General features: G+C 70.8%; 13 protein-coding genes and 1 riboswitch. Of the genes, 3 read left to right on the top strand and 10 right to left on the bottom strand.

Features of this window, described 5'->3' with window-relative positions; translation table 11 throughout:
* Nucleotides 1–424 precede the first annotated feature (424 nt).
* From HC031_RS28445 to HC031_RS28435, 3 genes are all read right to left on the bottom strand, one after another.
* Nucleotides 425–628, bottom strand: coding sequence for a cold-shock protein (locus HC031_RS28445; protein ID WP_167928535.1), 204 nt, complete (start codon nucleotides 626–628; stop codon nucleotides 425–427).
* Between the two features lie 293 nt (nucleotides 629–921).
* Nucleotides 922–2,592 (bottom strand): phenylacetic acid degradation protein PaaN, encoded by a 1,671-nt coding sequence (gene paaN / locus HC031_RS28440; protein WP_167928534.1) that lies wholly within the window; start codon nucleotides 2,590–2,592, stop codon nucleotides 922–924.
* Nucleotides 2,593–2,737: 145 nt separating this feature from the next.
* Complete coding sequence (locus tag HC031_RS28435) at nucleotides 2,738–4,036, bottom strand: MFS transporter (protein WP_167928533.1); 1,299 nt, start codon at nucleotides 4,034–4,036, stop codon at nucleotides 2,738–2,740.
* Between the two features lie 60 nt (nucleotides 4,037–4,096).
* Between HC031_RS28435 and HC031_RS28430 the strand changes: the two genes are divergently transcribed.
* Nucleotides 4,097–4,627 (top strand): ArsR/SmtB family transcription factor, encoded by a 531-nt coding sequence (locus HC031_RS28430; RefSeq protein WP_167928532.1) that lies wholly within the window; start codon nucleotides 4,097–4,099, stop codon nucleotides 4,625–4,627.
* Here the strand turns inward: HC031_RS28430 and HC031_RS28425 are convergent.
* From HC031_RS28425 to HC031_RS28405, 5 genes are all read right to left on the bottom strand, one after another.
* Entirely contained in the window at nucleotides 4,596–5,639 is a 1,044-nt protein-coding gene (locus HC031_RS28425; protein ID WP_167928531.1) for a GNAT family N-acetyltransferase, read from the bottom strand. The genes HC031_RS28430 and HC031_RS28425 overlap by 32 nt on opposite strands.
* Nucleotides 5,640–6,000: 361 nt before the next feature.
* Nucleotides 6,001–7,284 carry a threonine synthase gene (gene thrC / locus HC031_RS28420; protein ID WP_167928530.1) on the bottom strand — a complete coding sequence of 428 codons (1,284 nt, stop codon included), beginning with the start codon at nucleotides 7,282–7,284 and terminating at the stop codon, nucleotides 6,001–6,003.
* Nucleotides 7,285–7,295: 11 nt separating this feature from the next.
* A riboswitch (SAM riboswitch) is annotated at nucleotides 7,296–7,423 on the bottom strand.
* Between the two features lie 109 nt (nucleotides 7,424–7,532).
* On the bottom strand, nucleotides 7,533–8,390 hold the full coding sequence (locus HC031_RS28415; RefSeq protein ID WP_167928529.1) for an ABC transporter permease: 858 nt from the start codon (nucleotides 8,388–8,390) through the stop codon (nucleotides 7,533–7,535).
* Nucleotides 8,387–11,203: an alpha/beta fold hydrolase gene (locus tag HC031_RS28410; protein ID WP_167928528.1), complete on the bottom strand. Its 2,817-nt coding sequence runs from the start codon at nucleotides 11,201–11,203 to the stop codon at nucleotides 8,387–8,389. Before HC031_RS28410 ends, HC031_RS28415 begins: the two co-directional genes overlap by 4 nt.
* Before the next feature lie 167 nt (nucleotides 11,204–11,370).
* Nucleotides 11,371–11,751: a hypothetical protein gene (locus HC031_RS28405; protein ID WP_167928527.1), complete on the bottom strand. Its 381-nt coding sequence runs from the start codon at nucleotides 11,749–11,751 to the stop codon at nucleotides 11,371–11,373.
* Nucleotides 11,752–12,168: 417 nt separating this feature from the next.
* Between HC031_RS28405 and HC031_RS28400 the strand changes: the two genes are divergently transcribed.
* On the top strand, nucleotides 12,169–14,361 hold the full coding sequence (locus tag HC031_RS28400) for an AAA family ATPase (RefSeq protein ID WP_338090874.1): 2,193 nt from the start codon (nucleotides 12,169–12,171) through the stop codon (nucleotides 14,359–14,361).
* On the opposite strand, the gene HC031_RS28395 is transcribed toward HC031_RS28400, so the two are convergent.
* Together HC031_RS28395 and HC031_RS28390 are read right to left on the bottom strand one after the other, a co-directional pair.
* Nucleotides 14,358–14,699, bottom strand: a complete 342-nt coding sequence (locus HC031_RS28395) for a DUF3263 domain-containing protein (RefSeq protein ID WP_167928525.1) — start codon at nucleotides 14,697–14,699, stop codon at nucleotides 14,358–14,360. The genes HC031_RS28400 and HC031_RS28395 overlap by 4 nt on opposite strands.
* A gap of 54 nt (nucleotides 14,700–14,753) precedes the next feature.
* The gene (locus tag HC031_RS28390; protein WP_167928524.1) at nucleotides 14,754–15,539 is read right to left on the bottom strand and encodes a DeoR/GlpR family DNA-binding transcription regulator; all 786 of its coding nucleotides are present in this window, start codon (nucleotides 15,537–15,539) and stop codon (nucleotides 14,754–14,756) included.
* A 252-nt stretch (nucleotides 15,540–15,791) separates the two neighbouring features.
* Between HC031_RS28390 and HC031_RS28385 the strand changes: the two genes are divergently transcribed.
* Nucleotides 15,792–16,724, top strand: coding sequence for an ROK family protein (locus HC031_RS28385; protein ID WP_167928523.1), 933 nt, complete (start codon nucleotides 15,792–15,794; stop codon nucleotides 16,722–16,724).
* Nucleotides 16,725–16,734: the final 10 nt, after the last annotated feature.

Here is a 16,734-nt window from a genome sequence, read left to right as displayed (position 1 = left end):
TGTTTAGCACTCCCCACCCGAGAGTGCAAGCAAACGGTGCGTGACGAGGAGGGTGCTCCGGACCCCACCGCCGACAGCGCTCCCCGGCGCCGGCCGCCACCCGGAATCCCCGCCGGGCCGCCGCACGCAGAGATCATCCGGCGACCACGGCCGCCGAATTCCACCCACATAGGCCGCAACTTCCCAGAAGCTGCGGCGTTAGCTCCCATAGAAAGCACAACTTTCCGCCAGAACCTGCGTGATCAGATTTCTGACGGCGACGCACGATCGAGAAACGGATCACAAAGAGTGGCGGCCAAGAACCTTCTGCACGACCACCGACAATGGGGCGCGGTGACACAGAGGCTCGACGGCACGAAACAGAGGACACCGCTCCCCGACAGAGGAACGGTGTCCTAGAAGTGGTGCGAGTCTGGAGTTGTGGTCAGGAGGCGAGCCGGACGTTCTCCGCCTGAGGGCCCTTGTTGCCCTGGGCGATCTCGAACTCGACGCGCTGACCGTCCTCCAGCGTCTTGTAGCCGTCCATCTGGATCGCCGAGAAGTGGACGAAAACGTCCTGCCCCCCGTCGACGGCAATGAAGCCGTAGCCCTTCTCGCTGTTGAACCACTTGACGGTGCCCTGTGCCACGGTGCACTTCCTCACTTCGGTATTGCTTAGTCTTGCCAACCCCCGACGTCGCGGTCGCGATGCCGGAGTCGTCGGTGCCTCGATGTGCCCCCATTGGACACCGACGACGAACGACGACCGAACACGCACGCTACACGAGGTCGGCCGACGCCGTACAGCCCCAAATCGGACAGCTGAGCCAACCTTGAGATTCGCGATCATCTCAGCCGTTTTCAGTTAGAGAACGGAATTGGCGGGTAGTCTAAGCGTCACCGAGTGATAGACCTATGTCTATTAGTGATAGCGTAGCGGCCTCAGACATGCCGCCGCGACTGCACTACACGGAAACGACTGGCCACGTACGCCCCATCGGTAAGCGCGGCGTTCGCGGCGGCGTTGGCGCCGCTGCCATGGAAGTCCGAGAACGCGGCTGACTGGTTGACGAAAACACCGCCGGTCAGATTTGCCGAAACGTGCACCCCGACATCCAGCGCGGCCCACTCCGCCTCGTCGAGCACCTTGTCGTCACGGGAGTAGATCGAGGCGGTCAGCGCACCCCGGCGTCCGACGGTGCGCCGGAAGATATCGAGACTATGCGCGGTGGAGTCCGTGGCGATAACGAACGAGATAGGCCCGAACCACTCATTGCCATACACCTGCTCACGGTCCGCATCGAGCTTCAGGATCAGCGGCGTACGTACGACCGCGTCGGCGAATGCCGGATGGGTGACGGCCTGCGAGTCGAGCAGGATCTCGCCCAGGTCGCGAACGCGCTCCAGCCGCTCCAGCACGCCGTCGTTGACGATCGCGCCGGTCAGCTCCACCGCCCGCGCCGGGTCGCCGGTCAGCTTGCCGACCGCCGCCGCGATCCCGCTGGCGACCTCGTCGAAGCTCTTGTGACCGGCCTCGGTCGCAATGCCGTCGCGGGGCACCAGGATGTTCTGCGGGGCCGTACACATCTGTCCGCTGTAGAGAACCAGCGAGAACGCGATGTTTGCGCACATCCCGGCAAAATTGTCGGTGGAGTCGATGATGATCGTGTTGACGCCGGCCTTCTCCGTGTACACCGCGGCCTGCCGGGCGTTCGCCTCCAGCCAGTCGCCGTACTCAGTTGATCCGGTGAAGTCGACGATCCTGACCTCGGGCCGCAGCGCCAGGACGCTCGCCAGCCCCTCGCCCGGCTCCTCGGCCGCGAGCGTCACCAGGTTGGGGTCGAAGCCGGCCTCGGCCAGCACCTCGCGCGCGTACTTCACGGTGATCGCGAGCGGCAGGACCGCGCGCGGGTGCGGCTTGACCACCACGGCGTTGCCGGTGACCAGCGAGGCGAACAGGCCGGGGTACGAGTTCCAGGTGGGGAACGTGTTGCACCCGATGACCAGCGCGATCCCGCGCGGCACCACGTGCCAGGTTTTGTTCATTCGAAGCGGCTCGCCCTTGCCTGCCGGCTTCTCCCAGAGCGCCTCGGCGGGCGTGCGGGTCATCTCGGCGTACCCGTAGGCCAGCGCCTCGAGGGCCCGGTCGAGCGCGTGCGCGCCGCCGGCCTGGAACGCCATGACGAACGCCTGTCCGCTGGTGAACTGCACCGCGTTGGCCAACTCGAAGATGTTCTCCTGGAGCCGGGTGAGGATCTCCAGGCAGACCCCGACCCGGGTCTGCGGGCCGGCGTCCCGCCAGCCGGGCATGGCGGCGGCCGCGGCGACCAGCAGCGCGTCCACGTCGGCGTGCGGATACCGGACGTCGAGCCGTACCCCGAAGGGGCTCTGCTCGCCGCCCGCCCACCCGGTGGTGCCCGGCTGGTCGAGAGGGAACTCCGTACCGAGGTAGGACTCGAAGGCGGCCGTGCCGCGCGGCGCCGCCTCCTCGCCGTGCACGCGAGGGCTGGGTGACTCGTTGAACGCAGACCAGTAGCCACGCTCCCGGATCGCCGTGAGCGCCCGGTCGAGGGTGGCGACGTGCTTGTCGTACAGGGGATGAGGGTTGCCCATACCGTTACTCCCGCTCCGCTTTCGTGCCGTCGTGGGGCACATCCGCTCGCAAGCTCGCGAACTCACTCTCCGCGCTCGCTCACCCGTCATCTTGCACCATGATCTCGGGTTCTCCGCTCCCCGCTTCACACCTGACGGGGATCCGCTAGGGCGCGCCTCCGGCGTCGGCGGTCGCGGGCGCCGGCTCCTCGCCATCGGGACGGCCGGCGCCCGCGGCACGGCCAGCCGGAAGCTCGCGCATGGTGCGCAGCGGCGATCCGAAGACCGGCAGGAACGTCAACATCCCGCCGATCGCCGCCACCCACAGGGCCGGCCGGACCCCGAGGTAGCTCCCCAGCGCCCCGCCGACGAGGCCACCGATCGGCATGGTGCCCCAGACGAGGAAGCGCATGGTCGCGTTCATCCGGCCGAGCAGGCGCTCGGGCGTCAGCCCCTGCCGGAAGCTGACCTGGGTGACGTTGTAGACGACGGCCCCGAACCCGGACATCAGCATCCCGCAGGCGGCGGGCAGGAGCAGCCAGCCGCGCTGGGCCGTCGGGACCAGGAGCCCGAACAGTCCGCCGACCGCGACCGGCAGCCAGATCGCCGGCCCCTGGCCGATCCGGGTGGCGATGCGGGTGGCGGTCAGCGCGCCGACCAGGCCGCCGACCGCGCCGAACGAGAAGAACACGCCGATCGTGCCGGCGGACAGCCTCAGGTCGCGGGCCAGCAGTACCACGACCATCGACCAGGTGATCGTCGAGAAGAAGTTGAACGAGCCCGTACACATCGCGATCGCGCGCAGCAGCCGGTTGCCGAGCACGAACCGCAGCCCTTCGGCGATCTCCCGGCCGAGGTGGGCGTCCGGTCCACGGGCCGGGCGCGGCTCGCGCTTGCGGATCAGTCCGACGAACAGCGCCGAGCCCGCGAAGCTCACCGCGTCGACGGTCACCGCGACCGGGGCGGTCAGCCACTGGATGACGAGGCCGGCCACCGTCGGCCCGGCGATCTGGTTGACGCCGCGGACCGCTTCGAGCTTGGCGTTGCCCTCCACGAGATGGGCGCGGCCGACCAGGTGCGGCAGAAAGCTCTGGTACGCCACGTCGAAGAAGACGGTGAGCACGCCGTTGACCAGCGCGACGGCGTACAACTGCGGCAGGGTGAGCAGGCCGAGCCACCAGGCGACCGGCACGGAGCCCAGCACGACGGCTCGACCGAGATCACCGGTGATGAGCACGTTGCGCCGGCGCATCCGGTCCACCCAGGCACCGGCGGGCAGCCCCACCAGCAGGAACGCCGCCGACTCGCACGCGGTGAGCAGACCGACCTCGAACGCGTCGGCGCGCAGCGCGAGCACCGCGACCAGGGGCAGCGCGAGGATGCTGACCTGCGAACCGAGCTGGCTGATCGTGTCGGCCACGAACAGCTGCCGGAAGTCGTGCTCGCGGAGCAGGCCGAGCTTCATGGTGGCAGCCTCATTGACTGATTGGGAAAAGTCAACCAGTTACGCGTACGCTGCGACCGCATGGGGAACCGGCGACCGGCCACCGAGGCGGAGGCGAAGGCGCTGGCCTCCGCGGTGCGGCTACGCATCCTGCGGCTCTGCCTGGACCGGGCGCTGACCAACAAGGAGATCGCCGACCGGCTCGGCGCCAACCCCGCGACCACGCTCCACCATGTACGTACGCTCGTCGACACGGGGTTTCTCGACGCAGAGCCGGCCCGTCGAGGCACCCGGGGCTCCCGCGAGGTGCCGTACCTCGCGACCGGAAAGTCCTGGACCGTCGCCGTGCACGACGCCGCGGCACCGGGACGCGGCGAGGCGATGCTCGGCGCTTTCCTCGCCGAAGCCCGGCTGGTGGACCTCGATCAGGTCGACATGACCCGCCTGGGGCTGCGGCTCACCGAGGACGAGTTCCGCGAACTGCGCGAGCGGATCGGCGCGATCCTGGACGAGTACGCCGACCGGCCGCACAGCCCGGACGGCCGGGCGTACTCGGTCTTCCTCGCCTACTACGACGACGTCAGCCGCGACGCACCTCCTGCTGCCAGTTGACGAGCGCGTCCACCGGACGGAACCCGAGCGTCTCGTTGATCGAGATCATGTGGTCGTTGGCCGCGGCGTTCCACGTATCGATGAAGCGCAGGGCGGGCTCGTTCTCCAGCGCGTACCGGAGGTTGGCGATCTTCACGATCGTGCCGAGCCGGTGACCCCGGTGCGGCGGGTCGACCAGCGTGATGTTCTGCCAGGCGTGGTCGTGGACCGAGTACTCCGTGCCGAGCTGCGTCCAGGCGACGATCCGGCCGGTCGCGTCGTGGCGTACGCCGGTGTTGTAGGACCCGCGACCGTAGGCGATCCGGGTCTCGTCGATCGAGCGTCGCCGCTCGGCATCGATCTTCTGCGGCTCCACCGCAAGGTCGCCCATCGGAGCGTCGGACATCAGCCTGCTCTCGAGATAGGCGACGTCGGCCAGGTGCTCCTCCGGGGTACGCTCCCGCCACCGCACCAGCGAGTACCCGTCGGCGCGCCGCCACGCATCGGCCAGCAGCCGGTCGTACCCATCGGTGTCCACGCTGGACAGATCGAGCCGGCGGCGGATGTCGCGCAGTGCGTCCTGCGCGCCCATGGCCCGAGCGAAGCCGGTCCCGGAGCCCGGCCGTTCAGCCCCGCCCGGCAACGCCTCGACCGAATCGGCGATCAGCCGCCTGCGCCCGGCAGCCCGAACGTAGGTGACAACCTGCTCGTACAGGGCCCGGCCGGCGCCGCGACGCCGGTGGTCGGGGTGGACGAAGATCTCGCACTCCGCGTTGTCGAGGTTGTCAAGCTGGGGCAGCCTGACCGCGGCGACGCCGACCGGCCGGTCACCGTCGTGGATCAGCCACGCCGACTGGACCGAGTGCGGCAACGGCACCCGGAGCATGGCGTCGTGCGCGTGTCGACACAGCGGCGGGAGGTCGGGAACGTCGTGGGCCACCGCCGCGCGTCGAATCTCGTAGGACGCGTCGAGGACGGCGCGGTCAGCGGGATCGATCTCGACGACGCGGAAGGTGCGGGTACCGGCGGTCATGCCCGGCAGCGTGCACCCGGCCAGGACGCCAGCGCGACCGAATTTCCCCCACACATGGTCGAGAGGACGCTCGCACAACGCCTCCGGCGCTGGGCTCGCGGGCCGGCCGAACGGATCGGCGGCCTCGCGGCGATGCGTCCTCCCGCAGATGAATCGTGCAGGTTTCGTAGGGTGCAGTCAAGGGACCCAATGGCTGGACCTTCGACAGCGCGCAATGTTCTCAGCACTCTGCGCATTCGCCCCAGTCCACGCAAAACGCACCCCGTGAAGAGTGATATTGCGGGCAGGGCCGACTAAACGGACCAGAGAATCCCACTCAACCCATCGATACCAGTCACATCCTGGTACAGATAGCGGAAAATCACCCGCCCAGCAGGCCGGCCTCGCGGACCGCGCGCAGCGAGGGCTTCACGCGGTACGTCGGCCCCACCCGGTCGGCGACCGCGTCGAGCGTCTTCAACCCCTCGCCGGTGTTGTACACCACCGTCTCGGCCTCCGGGTCGAGCCGGCCCTCCGCGACGAGCTTGCGCAGCGCGGCCACCGTCGTGCCACCCGCCGTCTCGGCGAAGATACCCGTGGTACGGGCCAGCAGCCGGATCGCGTCGCGGATCTCCTCGTCGTCGGCGTACGCCATCCAGCCGCCCGTACGGCGGACCGCCTCGAGGGCGTACACGCCGGCGGCCGGGTCCCCGATGTTGAGCGACTTCGCGATGCCGGTCGGCTTCTGCGGGACGATGTCCTCGCGCCCCTCGTGCAGGGCCAGGGCGATCGGGTTGCAGCCGGCGGACTGCGCGCCGAACACCCGCCAGCCACCGGCCGGCGCCTCGGCCAGCCCCAGCTCGACCAGCTCGGTGAACGCCTTGTCGACCTTCGTCAGCAGCTCACCGCTGGCCATCGGGATCACGACCTGGGCCGGGATCCGCCAACCCAACTGCTCGGCGACCTCGTACCCCAGCGTGCGCGAACCCTCGGCGTAGAACGGCCGGACGTTGACGTTGACGAAGGCGGTCGTCTCGAACTCGTCGGTCTCGGTCAGCTCCGAGCACAGCCGGTTGACGTCGTCGTACGAGCCGTCGATCGCCACCACGTCGCCCCCGTACACGGCCGTGGTGACCACCTTGCCCGCTTCCAGGTCCGACGGGATGAAGACCATCGACGGCACCCCGGCGCGCGCGGCGTGCGCGGCGACCGAGTTGGCCAGGTTGCCCGTCGACGCGCAGGCGTACCGGTCGAAGCCGAGGGCGTGGGCGGCGGTCAGCGCGACCGACACCACACGGTCCTTGAAGGAGTGCGTCGGGTTCGCCGAGTCGTCCTTGACCCAGAGTGGAGCGCGCAGGCCGATCTCACGGGCGAGCGCCGCCGCCGGTACGAGCGGGGTGCAGCCCGGGTTGAGCGTGACCCGGGTCGACGGGTCCTGACCGGCCGGCAGCAGCGAGGCGTAACGCCAGATGTTGTTCGGGCCGCGCTCGATCTCCTCGCGGGTCACGCGCCTGAGCGCCGCCTGGTCGTAGGCGACCTCCAGCGGACCGAAACACTCGTAACACGCGTGCTGGGCGGCCAGCGGGTACTCCGCGCCGCAGCCACGACAGACGAGGGCGCGGGCGGGCGAGTTGACGAACGGGGATGCGTCGACGGTCGACGTCATGCGAGGCCTTCCTCTCATCTTTCCCGGTATCGCACCCGGGACGGAATTGGCACCTGCCACGCGCGGCCTCGTCATCGAGTCGTCAGTGGTGGTTGCCGGGGCTTCAACGGGCCGTTCCCTCAGCCCCTCTGGATGAGGTATTCAGTTGTGCTCCCGAGTGTAGAGATCAGCGCAGGTGACCGCCACGGCTTACGACCGGCGCGTGAGTGACGTCACCGAACGTCAGCTCACGCGCCCACCGCGTCAGCTCAGCTGACCACGTCCTTGCGCAGGAAGCGCCACCAGGCGAGACCGAAGAAGACCGCGCCGTAGGCCAGCCCGCTGATGCAGCCCCGGACCAGGTTGTCGGTCTGGATCGGCGTCGACAGCAGCCCCAGCCAGGCCTCCGCGAAGTGGCTCGGCAGGAAGCTGCGGATCGCGCCGAGCGCCGTGATCTGGTCGAGGATGCTCGACAGGATCTGCAGCAGCACCGCGCCGCCGACCGCGCCCAGCGGCGCGTCGGTCGTCACCGACAGCAGGAACGCCAGCCCCGCGACGACCAGCAGGCTCACCGCCAGGTACCCCATGATCCCCAGCAACCGCAGCAGGGCGTCACCGCTCGGGATGTCCCCCGCGATCGTGCTGCGCAGGGGGTGCCAGCCGTACCGGGCGGTGCCGGCCGCCAGCGCGGTCGCCAGCAGCAGCACCATCGCGAGCGCGGAGTACGCCAGCGACACGGCGAGCTTCACCCCCAGCAGCCGGCCCCGCGGCACCGGGATCGCCAGCAGGTACCGCAGACTCCCCCAGCTCGCCTCGCTGGCCACGGTGTCGCCGTGGAACAGCGCGACCACGACGATCAGCAGGAACGACGCCGACACGAAGACGGTGAACAGCGCGAAGTTCAGCCCGCCGGCGGTCGCCAGGTCGACCAGGCTGGAGAAGCTGCCGCGCCGGCCGCCGTTGCCCCGGTTGTCGCTGCTGGGCAGCTCGAACGCGATCAGAATGATCAACGGCAGGACCACCATGAACCCGAGCGCGAGCTGGGTGCGCCGCCGGCTGGCCTGCCGGCGGAACTCGGTGGCGAAGGTGAAGGTACGGGTGGGTCGGTAGCTTTCGATCACCGTCATCGTTCACCGCTCGCTTTCGTGTCGCCGCCGACCAGGGCCAGGAACGCGTCCTCCAGTCGCCGCCTGGGTACCACCCGGTCCACCCCGATGCCGGCGTTGACCAGGGCCGCGACCACCTCGGCGCGCGGTGTGCCGTCGAGGTCGACGACCAGCCCGTTGGCACCGGACGAGGCGACCGACCGGACGACGCCGAGCTTGCCGAGCACCTCGCCGGCCAGATCCACATCGGACACGTCCAGCTGTACGGTCGGCGAGTCGCCGACGATGTCGGCCACCGGCCCGGCCGCGACGATCTGCCCCTTGTGCATGACCACCACGTCGGTACAGGTCTGCTCGACCTCGGCGAGCAGATGGCTGGACACGAGCACGGCGCGCCCGTCCGTGGCGTACCGGCGCAGGACCCTGCGCATCTCGGCGATCTGCGGCGGGTCGAGACCGTCGGTCGGCTCGTCGAGCACCAGCAGTTCGGGCAGGCCCAGCATCGCCTGCGCGATCGCGAGCCGCTGCTTCATGCCGTGGCTGTACGTCTTGACCTTGCGGTAGACCGCGTCACCGAGGCCGGCGATGTCGAGGGCCTCGTCGAAGCGGGCCTCGTCGGCCGGGCGGCCGGTGGCCTTCCAGTACAGCTGGAGGTTGGCGTACCCGGACAGGTGCGGCAGGAAGCCCGGGCCCTCGACGAGCGCGCCGACCCGGCTGAGCACCGGCGCTCCGGGCTTGAGCGGTTGCCCGAAGACCAGCACGTCGCCGGCTGTCGGGTAAGTCAGCCCCATGAGGACCCGCAGCGTGGTCGTCTTGCCGGCGCCGTTGGGGCCGAGCAGGCCGACGACGGTGTTGCGCGCCACGACGAAGTCGACCTTGCTGACCGCCACGAAGCCGTCCGCGTACTCCTTGCGCAGGCCGCGCACGACCAGCGGCGTCTGCACATACCCTTCCTCGGTCTTCACCCGGCGGCGCAGCCGCCGGCGCCCGACGATGACCGCCGCACCGACCGCGATCACGAGGACCACGACGAGCCCGGCGAGGACGTAGCGCCAGATCACCGACGGGGTCTGGATCGGCGTGCCGGGCGCGGACGGCAGCGTGACCGGTCCGCGCACCGCGACCGTGTAGACCGTCGGCGTGGCCGGGGTGCTGTAGGCCTGGTCGGAGGTTGCCACCGTGATCCGCAGACGGTGCCCCTGCTCGAAGCGGCGCACGATGGCGGGCAGCGTCACGGTCACCGGGGTCGCCCCGTCGATGCTCGTGGGCAGGCCGGTCAGCCGTACCGGAGCGACGAGGCCGTTGGGCAGCGTGGCCTGGCCGTTCGCGTCGATGTCGTAGAGCTTGACGAAGAGCACGGCTTCGCCGGTCGGGGACGCCGCTTCGACCTGGATCGTCGGCGCGCCGGTGACGTCGGTGGCCCGACTCAACGGTTCGGAGTAGAAGTCGGCGTGCTGGCCGGGCACCTCGAGGGTCACGCCGCTGGCGGCGCCGAGCGCGCCGCCCACGCCGGCGAGCGAGGACACGGCCGCCGGGGTGCCGTTCGGTGGGTTGGCGATCTGCTGCGCCGGCCCGGCCACCGGCACCTGCGCCTGTCCGGCGCCGGTCGTCCCCGGGTAGTCGGCCACGTCGAAGCCGGCCGCGACCAGCCCGTCACCGCTCGCGTCGATCCCGGTGATCCGGGAGTACGTGAAGCTGGTGCCCGGCTTCGGGCCCTTGCGGGCGAGGTAGTAGTCGAGCCACTGAGCGGTCAGGAACCTGGTCCGGTCCTGGTCGGACTGCGGCCCCTGGCCGCCGTCGTGGCCGCCGGTGAACCAGGCGACCCGTACCGGCGTGCCGTTCGCGGCGATGCCCTTGGCGTTGGCGTCGGCCTCCGAGAGCGGGAAGAGCGAGTCGGCCTCGCCCTGGATGAGCAGGGTGGGCGCCTTGATCCGGTCGATGACGCTGGCGGGGCTGGAGCGGCGCAGCAGGTCGAGCGCCTGGGCGGTCGGGCGGCCGGTCGTGGCCATCGACAGGTACGCCTGGCAGACGTCGACCGCGAATCGGCCGCACTGGGCGCTGCCGCTCACGCCGGCGCCGGCGCCGGTACCGCCTCCCAGGGCGCCGCCCGCCGCCGCGCCGAGCGTGCCGCCCGAGCCGCCCGAGCCGCCCGAGCCGAAGAACAGCCCCGCCCACTGCTTCTTGAACACGCCGGTGGCGGGTCCGCCGCCGCCTGCGTCGGGGAGGAAGGACCGGGCCAGGTCGTTCCACGTGATCGACGGAACGATCGCGTCCACGCGCTGGTCGTAGGCGGCGAGCAGCAGCGACAGGCCGCCGCCGTACGAGCCGCCGACGACCGCGACCCGGGGGTCGGCGGGCCCGTCCTTGCTGACCTCCGGCCGTCGCGCGAGCCAGTCGACGAGATCCTTGGCGTCCTTGACCTCCCAGTCGGGACTGTCGAGGTGGATCTGCCCGGTTGAGCGCCCGAACCCTTCCGCGGTCCACGCCAGGACCTCGTACCCGCGGCTCGCCAGAGCCTCGGCGTCCGAAGCGGAGTCGAGCTTGGTGCCGCCGAAGCCGTGTGCCAGCAGCACCGCCGGTACCGGGTGGGCCGCGTCTGCGGCCTTGGGCACGTACAGCCGGGTGTCGAGCGTGACGCTCCGGTCGCCGGCCGGACCGGTCTTGACCTGGATCATCCGGTCCTCGACGCGGTAGGTGACCGGCGCCGGCCAGACCGCCCAGCCGACGAGCCCGACGAGGACGACCAGCACGACGGCGCCGGCGGTCACCCGGCGCCGGGTCACGCGTACGCGCGGCAGGGCCCGGCGTAGCCGCGTGGGAGAGGAGGACGGCATGGCAGCAACGGTACGGCGTGGATGCTGCGAGAAACCTGAAAGGTCACCGTGGCGGCGGTGGAACGCGAGTGCCCCCACACCCGGTGAGGTGTGGGGGCACTCGCTGACCGTGCGGTCTGTGGTCTTTCACCGGTGCGCGGCCTGGAGCGGGGCCGCCGGGAACCGTCCTAGTGGCCGCGGCGCTGCTCGCGGATCGACGGGCGCGGGTCGCCCGCGGGTACGAGTTCGAGGCCGTCGTCTCCGGCGGCGCCGGCCGGCGTGCGGTCCAGCACGGCCGTCTCAGCCGTGCCGTAGCCGGCGGTCGGCCGGAGCGACTGAAAGGTGTGCCGCGCGATCGCGGGCGTCGGCGCGTCCTCGCGCGTGCGCCGGCGGCGTCCGCGGGTCTGCTCGCGCTCCGCGCGCTGCGCGTTGAGAATAGAGTCGATCTTGGCGTTCTTCGTCCCGTGCGCGTACCCGATCAGGTACGCGATGCCGTTGGCGGCGCAGGCGATCAGGAACGCCGTGATGGGCAGCCATACGAGGGGCGAGTTCTGGAAGACCACAGACATGGAGGGGGCTCCTTTCGTGCTGTCCGCACTTTATGGAGCAATCCGACCGTTGTGGTACACCCATTTCGGATCTAGGCCCGTTTGGATCACGACATCATCCACCCGGTAACCGCTACCCATACTTTCAGTCACCGGCGGACCCTGATCAGATTAGCCGGAACAGGGGGCCACGGAACCCCTCCGAGCAGCCGATAATCCCGCAGCCGGTACGGATGATGATCCTCGCACGCCCGGCCCGATAAAGCTACTCCGGGGTAATGATTCGCGATATCGACAGCGGTGAACGAAATTACTTCGTAGCCGATGAATATCGACGTTTCCGCATTTCTTCGCCGGGCGTCGATCAGCCCCAATTCCCTTACGCCACAACGATGCGGTGCGGGCCGGGGAGGGCACGGCGACGATAGGCTCGTGATCGTGACCGAAGCGCCGCGATCCCTGACCCTGACCGCAAACCTGCGGCCCGCCGCGCTCGACGCCCGGCGCGGTGTCGTCCGCCTGCACCCCGAGGTCTTCACGGCCCTCGACCTGCGCCCGGGCGACCCGGTCACCCTCACCGGCCGGCGGACCACGGCCGGAATCGCCGCGCTCGCCGAGTCCGGCGCGAGCCGCGCACTGCTGTACGCCGACGATCTCGTCCTCGGCAACCTCGGCACCCGCGACGGCGGCCAGGTCACGGTCGCGCCGGCGCCGGCCAGGGCCGCGCGTACCGTCACCCTCACCGGGCCGGCGGAGATCCAGGCCGCCGTCAGCCCCGAGATGCTGCGGCTCGCCCTGCTGGGCAAGGTCGTCACCGTCGGCGACAACGTCTCGCTCATGCCGCAGGACGTCGCGCCGGCCAACAACGTCCGCGGCCTCCTGGAGGCGGCGCGCCGCAGCCTCTCCAACACCATCGGGTACGGATTCACCAGCGCCCTGGTCACCGTCACCGAGGCCGAGCCGGACGGTGCCGCGCTGGTCACCATGGACACCGTCGTCGCCTGGCAAGGCGGCCAGACCACCCATGAACCGGGCACGGTCGGGGCGCCCACGGCAGCACCGGTCAGCGCTCCGGCCGTCGACGACCTCCCCGGCCTGCGCAACCAGGCACACGACCTGGCCGAACTGCTCGATCTCGGCTTCCACCACGGCGAGGTGCTCGCCAAGCTCGGCACCACCGTCTCACTCGGCGTCCTCATCACCGGCCCCGCCGGCTCCGGCAAGTCGACCCTGGTCAAAGCGGTGGCCAGCGCCGTCGGTGCCGAGGTCACCGTACTGTGGGCCCCCGAACTCGCCGCGATGACCAACGACGACGCGGCCACCCGACTGCGGTCGGTCGCCGGAAAGATCCAGATACCCGGCGTACTGGTGATCGCCGACGTCGAGGCGCTCGCCCCGCGCACCTCCCCCGGACCGCTGGCGACCGTCTTCCGACAGGTGATCAGAGGGCTGCTCCGGGACGGCGTCGCCGTCGTCTGCACCACCAGCCACCCCGAGACGGTCGACCCTAACCTGCGGTCGCCGGGCCTGCTCGAGCACGAGATCGGCGTACCGCTGCCGGACGCCGCCATGCGCCGCGAACAGCTCGCCGTCCTCACCCGCGGCATGCCGCTGGCCGACGACGTACGGCTGGACGAGATCGCCGGGCGTACGCCCGGTTTCGTCGCCGCCGACCTGTCGGCGCTGATCCGCGAGGCGGGGGTACGCGCGGCGCTGCGCCAGAAGTCGACCCGGCACGATCCGCAGGTCACGATGGCCGACTTCGACGGCGCGCTGGAGGTCGTACGCCCGACCTCCATGGCGGAGAGCTCGCTGGAGCTCGGCGGTCTGACCCTCGACGACGTCGGCGACATGGTCGCGGTCAAGGAGGTCCTCACCGAGTCGGTGCTGTGGCCACTGTCCTATCCGGACGCTTTCGCCCGGCTGGGGGTGGAGCCGCCCCGCGGCGTGCTGCTCTACGGCCCGCCCGGCTGCGGCAAGACGTTCCTCGTCAAGGCCCTTGCCGGTACCGGCAAGGCCAACGTGCTGTCGGTCAAGGGCGCGGAGCTGCTGTCCAAGTGGGTCGGTGAGAGCGAGCGGGCGGTCCGCGAGCTGTTCCGCCGGGCCCGGGAGGCCGCGCCCACGCTGGTCTTCCTCGACGAGGTGGACGCGCTCGCACCGGTACGCGGACAGGCGACCGACGGGGGCACGACCGACCGGGTCGTGGCAGCCCTCCTCACCGAACTGGACGGTGTCGAGTCCCTGCGCAACGTCATCGTCATCGGCGCGACCAACCGTCCCGACCTCGTCGACCCCGCCATGCTGCGGCCGGGCCGGTTGGAACGCCTCATCTACGTGCCACCGCCGGACGCGGCGGCGCGGGCCGAGATCCTGCGGGCGGCGGCGAAGAACGTCCCGCTCGCCGCCGACGTCAACCTCGACCGGCTCGCCCGGAAGCTGGACGGCTTCTCCGCCGCGGACTGCGCCGCGCTGATACGGGAAGCCGCCCTCGCCGCGATGCGTGAGTCCCTCGAGGCGTCCACGGTGACGGCGGCGCACGTGTCCGCCGCCCGCGAACGGGTCCGCCCGTCGCTGGACCCCGACCAGGTGGCGTGGCTCGCGGCGTACGCGGAGCAGCAGGCGGCGCGCTAGGCGCCGCGCCCGGAGCGGCCGCCGGTCCGGATCCGGCGCAGGCGGTTGACCAGCACCGGGTCGTAGGCCAGCGCGGCCGGCCGGTCGAGCAGCGCGTTGAGCAGCTGGTAGTAGTTGGTCGGCGACAGGTCGAACCGGTCGCGGATCGCCTGCTCCTTGGCGCCCGGCTGGCGCCACCACTGGTTCTCGAAGTCGAGCAGCGCGCGCTCGCCGTCGGTCAGCCCGGCCGCCGTGGCGCCCTCTGTGGACTCCGGCTGGTCGACGGAGTCGGGCGCCGGGTCGGCCGGCTCGCCGTCGAACTCGGGCGGCGGGGTGCCCTCGTTCTCCGCAGGTGCCATCGTCGCCTCCCGGCTCGTATCGCGACCGGGTTCCAGCGTACTGACGGCGCCCGCTCAGGCGACGATGACGTGTACGCCCGCCTGCTCGAAGCCGCGGAGGATCTCCGGATCCGCGCCCGAGTCGGTGACCAGCGTGTCGATCCGGTCGATCGGGCAGATGCGGGCGAAGGCGTGCCCGCCGAGCTTCGAACTGTCCACGACCATGACCACACGCCGGGCCTGGCCGACCATGAGGCTGTTCATCGCCGCTTCGCCCTCGTGGTGCGCGGCGGCGCCGAGGGTCACGTCGAGGGCATCCGCGCCGAGCAGCGCCACGTCCAGGGTCACGTCGCGCAGCAGGTTGCCACCGAGCGGGCCGACCAGTTCGAACGACTGCGGGCGGACCACCCCGCCGGTCACCACGATCTTCATGCGGGAACGTACGAGCAGTTCGTTGGCGATGTTCAAGGCGTTGGTGACGACGGTGAACTGGGCTTCGTCGGCGTTGCCGGCGAGCTCGGGACGGACCGCGAGAGCGCGGGCCACCTCGGTCATCGTGGTGCCGCCGTTGAGTCCGACCACCATGCCGGGCTCCACGAGGGCGGCCGCCGCGGCGCCGATCCGCTGCTTCTCCGCGGAGTGCTTGGCCGTCTTGTAGCGCAGGGGCAGGTCGTAGGAGACCCCGCTGGCGACGGCGCCGCCGCGGGTACGAGTGATCATCTGCTGCTGGGCGAGCTGGTCGAAGTCCCGCCGGATGGTGGCCTGGGAGACGTTCAGCCGCTCGGCGGCCTCCTCCACACTGACCCGGCCGCTCTCGGTGAGTAGCTCGAGCAGCGCGTTCCAACGCGCGTACCGGTCCATACTCACCTCTCTGCGCAGGTGCTGCGAAGTTCTGTGCACACTAATGCGCGAAACGTCCGGAGACAAGCGCAGCGCCTGCGCGTTTCGCCGATACCATGGCCAATGATCAGTGATCTTGACCGCACGCTACACTGTTAACAAAGTTGCCTGCCGGTGGTGGAGACCGGTCGCCGGGCAGCACTGGGAACCCGGGGTGCACACTGTCACGGCGCGACGCAACGTGGCGGGCAGCGGCGCGAACGGGGGTACGAGATGGCCGACGACGTGGTCGTCGCCCTCGACGTCGGGGGCACCGGCATCAAATGCGCCCTGGTCGACGCCGCCGGACAGGTACGCCACAGCGAGCGCCGCGCCACCGGCCGCGAACGCGGATCCGAGGCGGTCGTCACGACGATCCTGGAGATCACCGAAGGGCTGGTCCGCACCGCCGAGCGCACCGGACTGCGCCCGGAAGGGATCGGCATCGTGGTGCCCGGAGTTGTCGACGAGGCGGCCGGGGTGGCGACCTGGTCGGCGAACGTGGGCTTCCGCGACGTTCCCCTCCGGCAACTGGTCACCGAGCGGATCGGGCTGCCCACGGCGCTCGGCCACGACGTACGCGTCGGCGGCCTCGCCGAAGCCCGGCTGGGCGCCGGCCGTGGCTACCGGCACGTCCTCTTCGTCGCGATCGGCACCGGGATCGCCGCCGCCCACGTCGTGGACGGCACCGCCTTCGCCGGAGCACACGGCGCGGCCGGCGAGCTCGGCCACGTCGTCATCCGCCCGGGCGGTCCGGCCTGCGGCTGCGGCCTGCGCGGCTGCCTGGAGGCGATCGCCTCCGCCGCCGCCGTGTCCCGCCGGTACGCCGAGCGCTCACCCGCCGGGACGCCGACCGGCGCCGACCGGGTGGCTGCCCTCGCCGCCGCCGGCGATCCCACCGCGGCGGGCGTCTGGGGCGAGGCGATCGACGCCCTCGCCGACGGCCTGCTCACCGGCCTCACGCTGTTCGACCCGGAGGCCGTGGTCGTCGGCGGCGGCCTAGCCGAAGCCGGTGACGCCCTGCTCAACCCCCTTGGCGCCGCCCTGCGGGAGCGGCTCAGATTCCAACGCGAGCCGGCCCTGATGCGCGCGGCGCTCGGCGACGAAGCCGGCTGCCTCGGCGCCGGACTCATCGCCCGCGACGCCCTCAACGGAGTACCCGCATGACCCTGCTCAC

The organism is Planosporangium thailandense, assembly GCF_011947195.1.
GTDB classification, from domain to species: domain Bacteria; phylum Actinomycetota; class Actinomycetes; order Mycobacteriales; family Micromonosporaceae; genus Planosporangium; species Planosporangium thailandense.
Note: the sequence above shows the minus strand (reverse complement) of the source record. Positions and strands in the feature narration are given on the sequence as shown.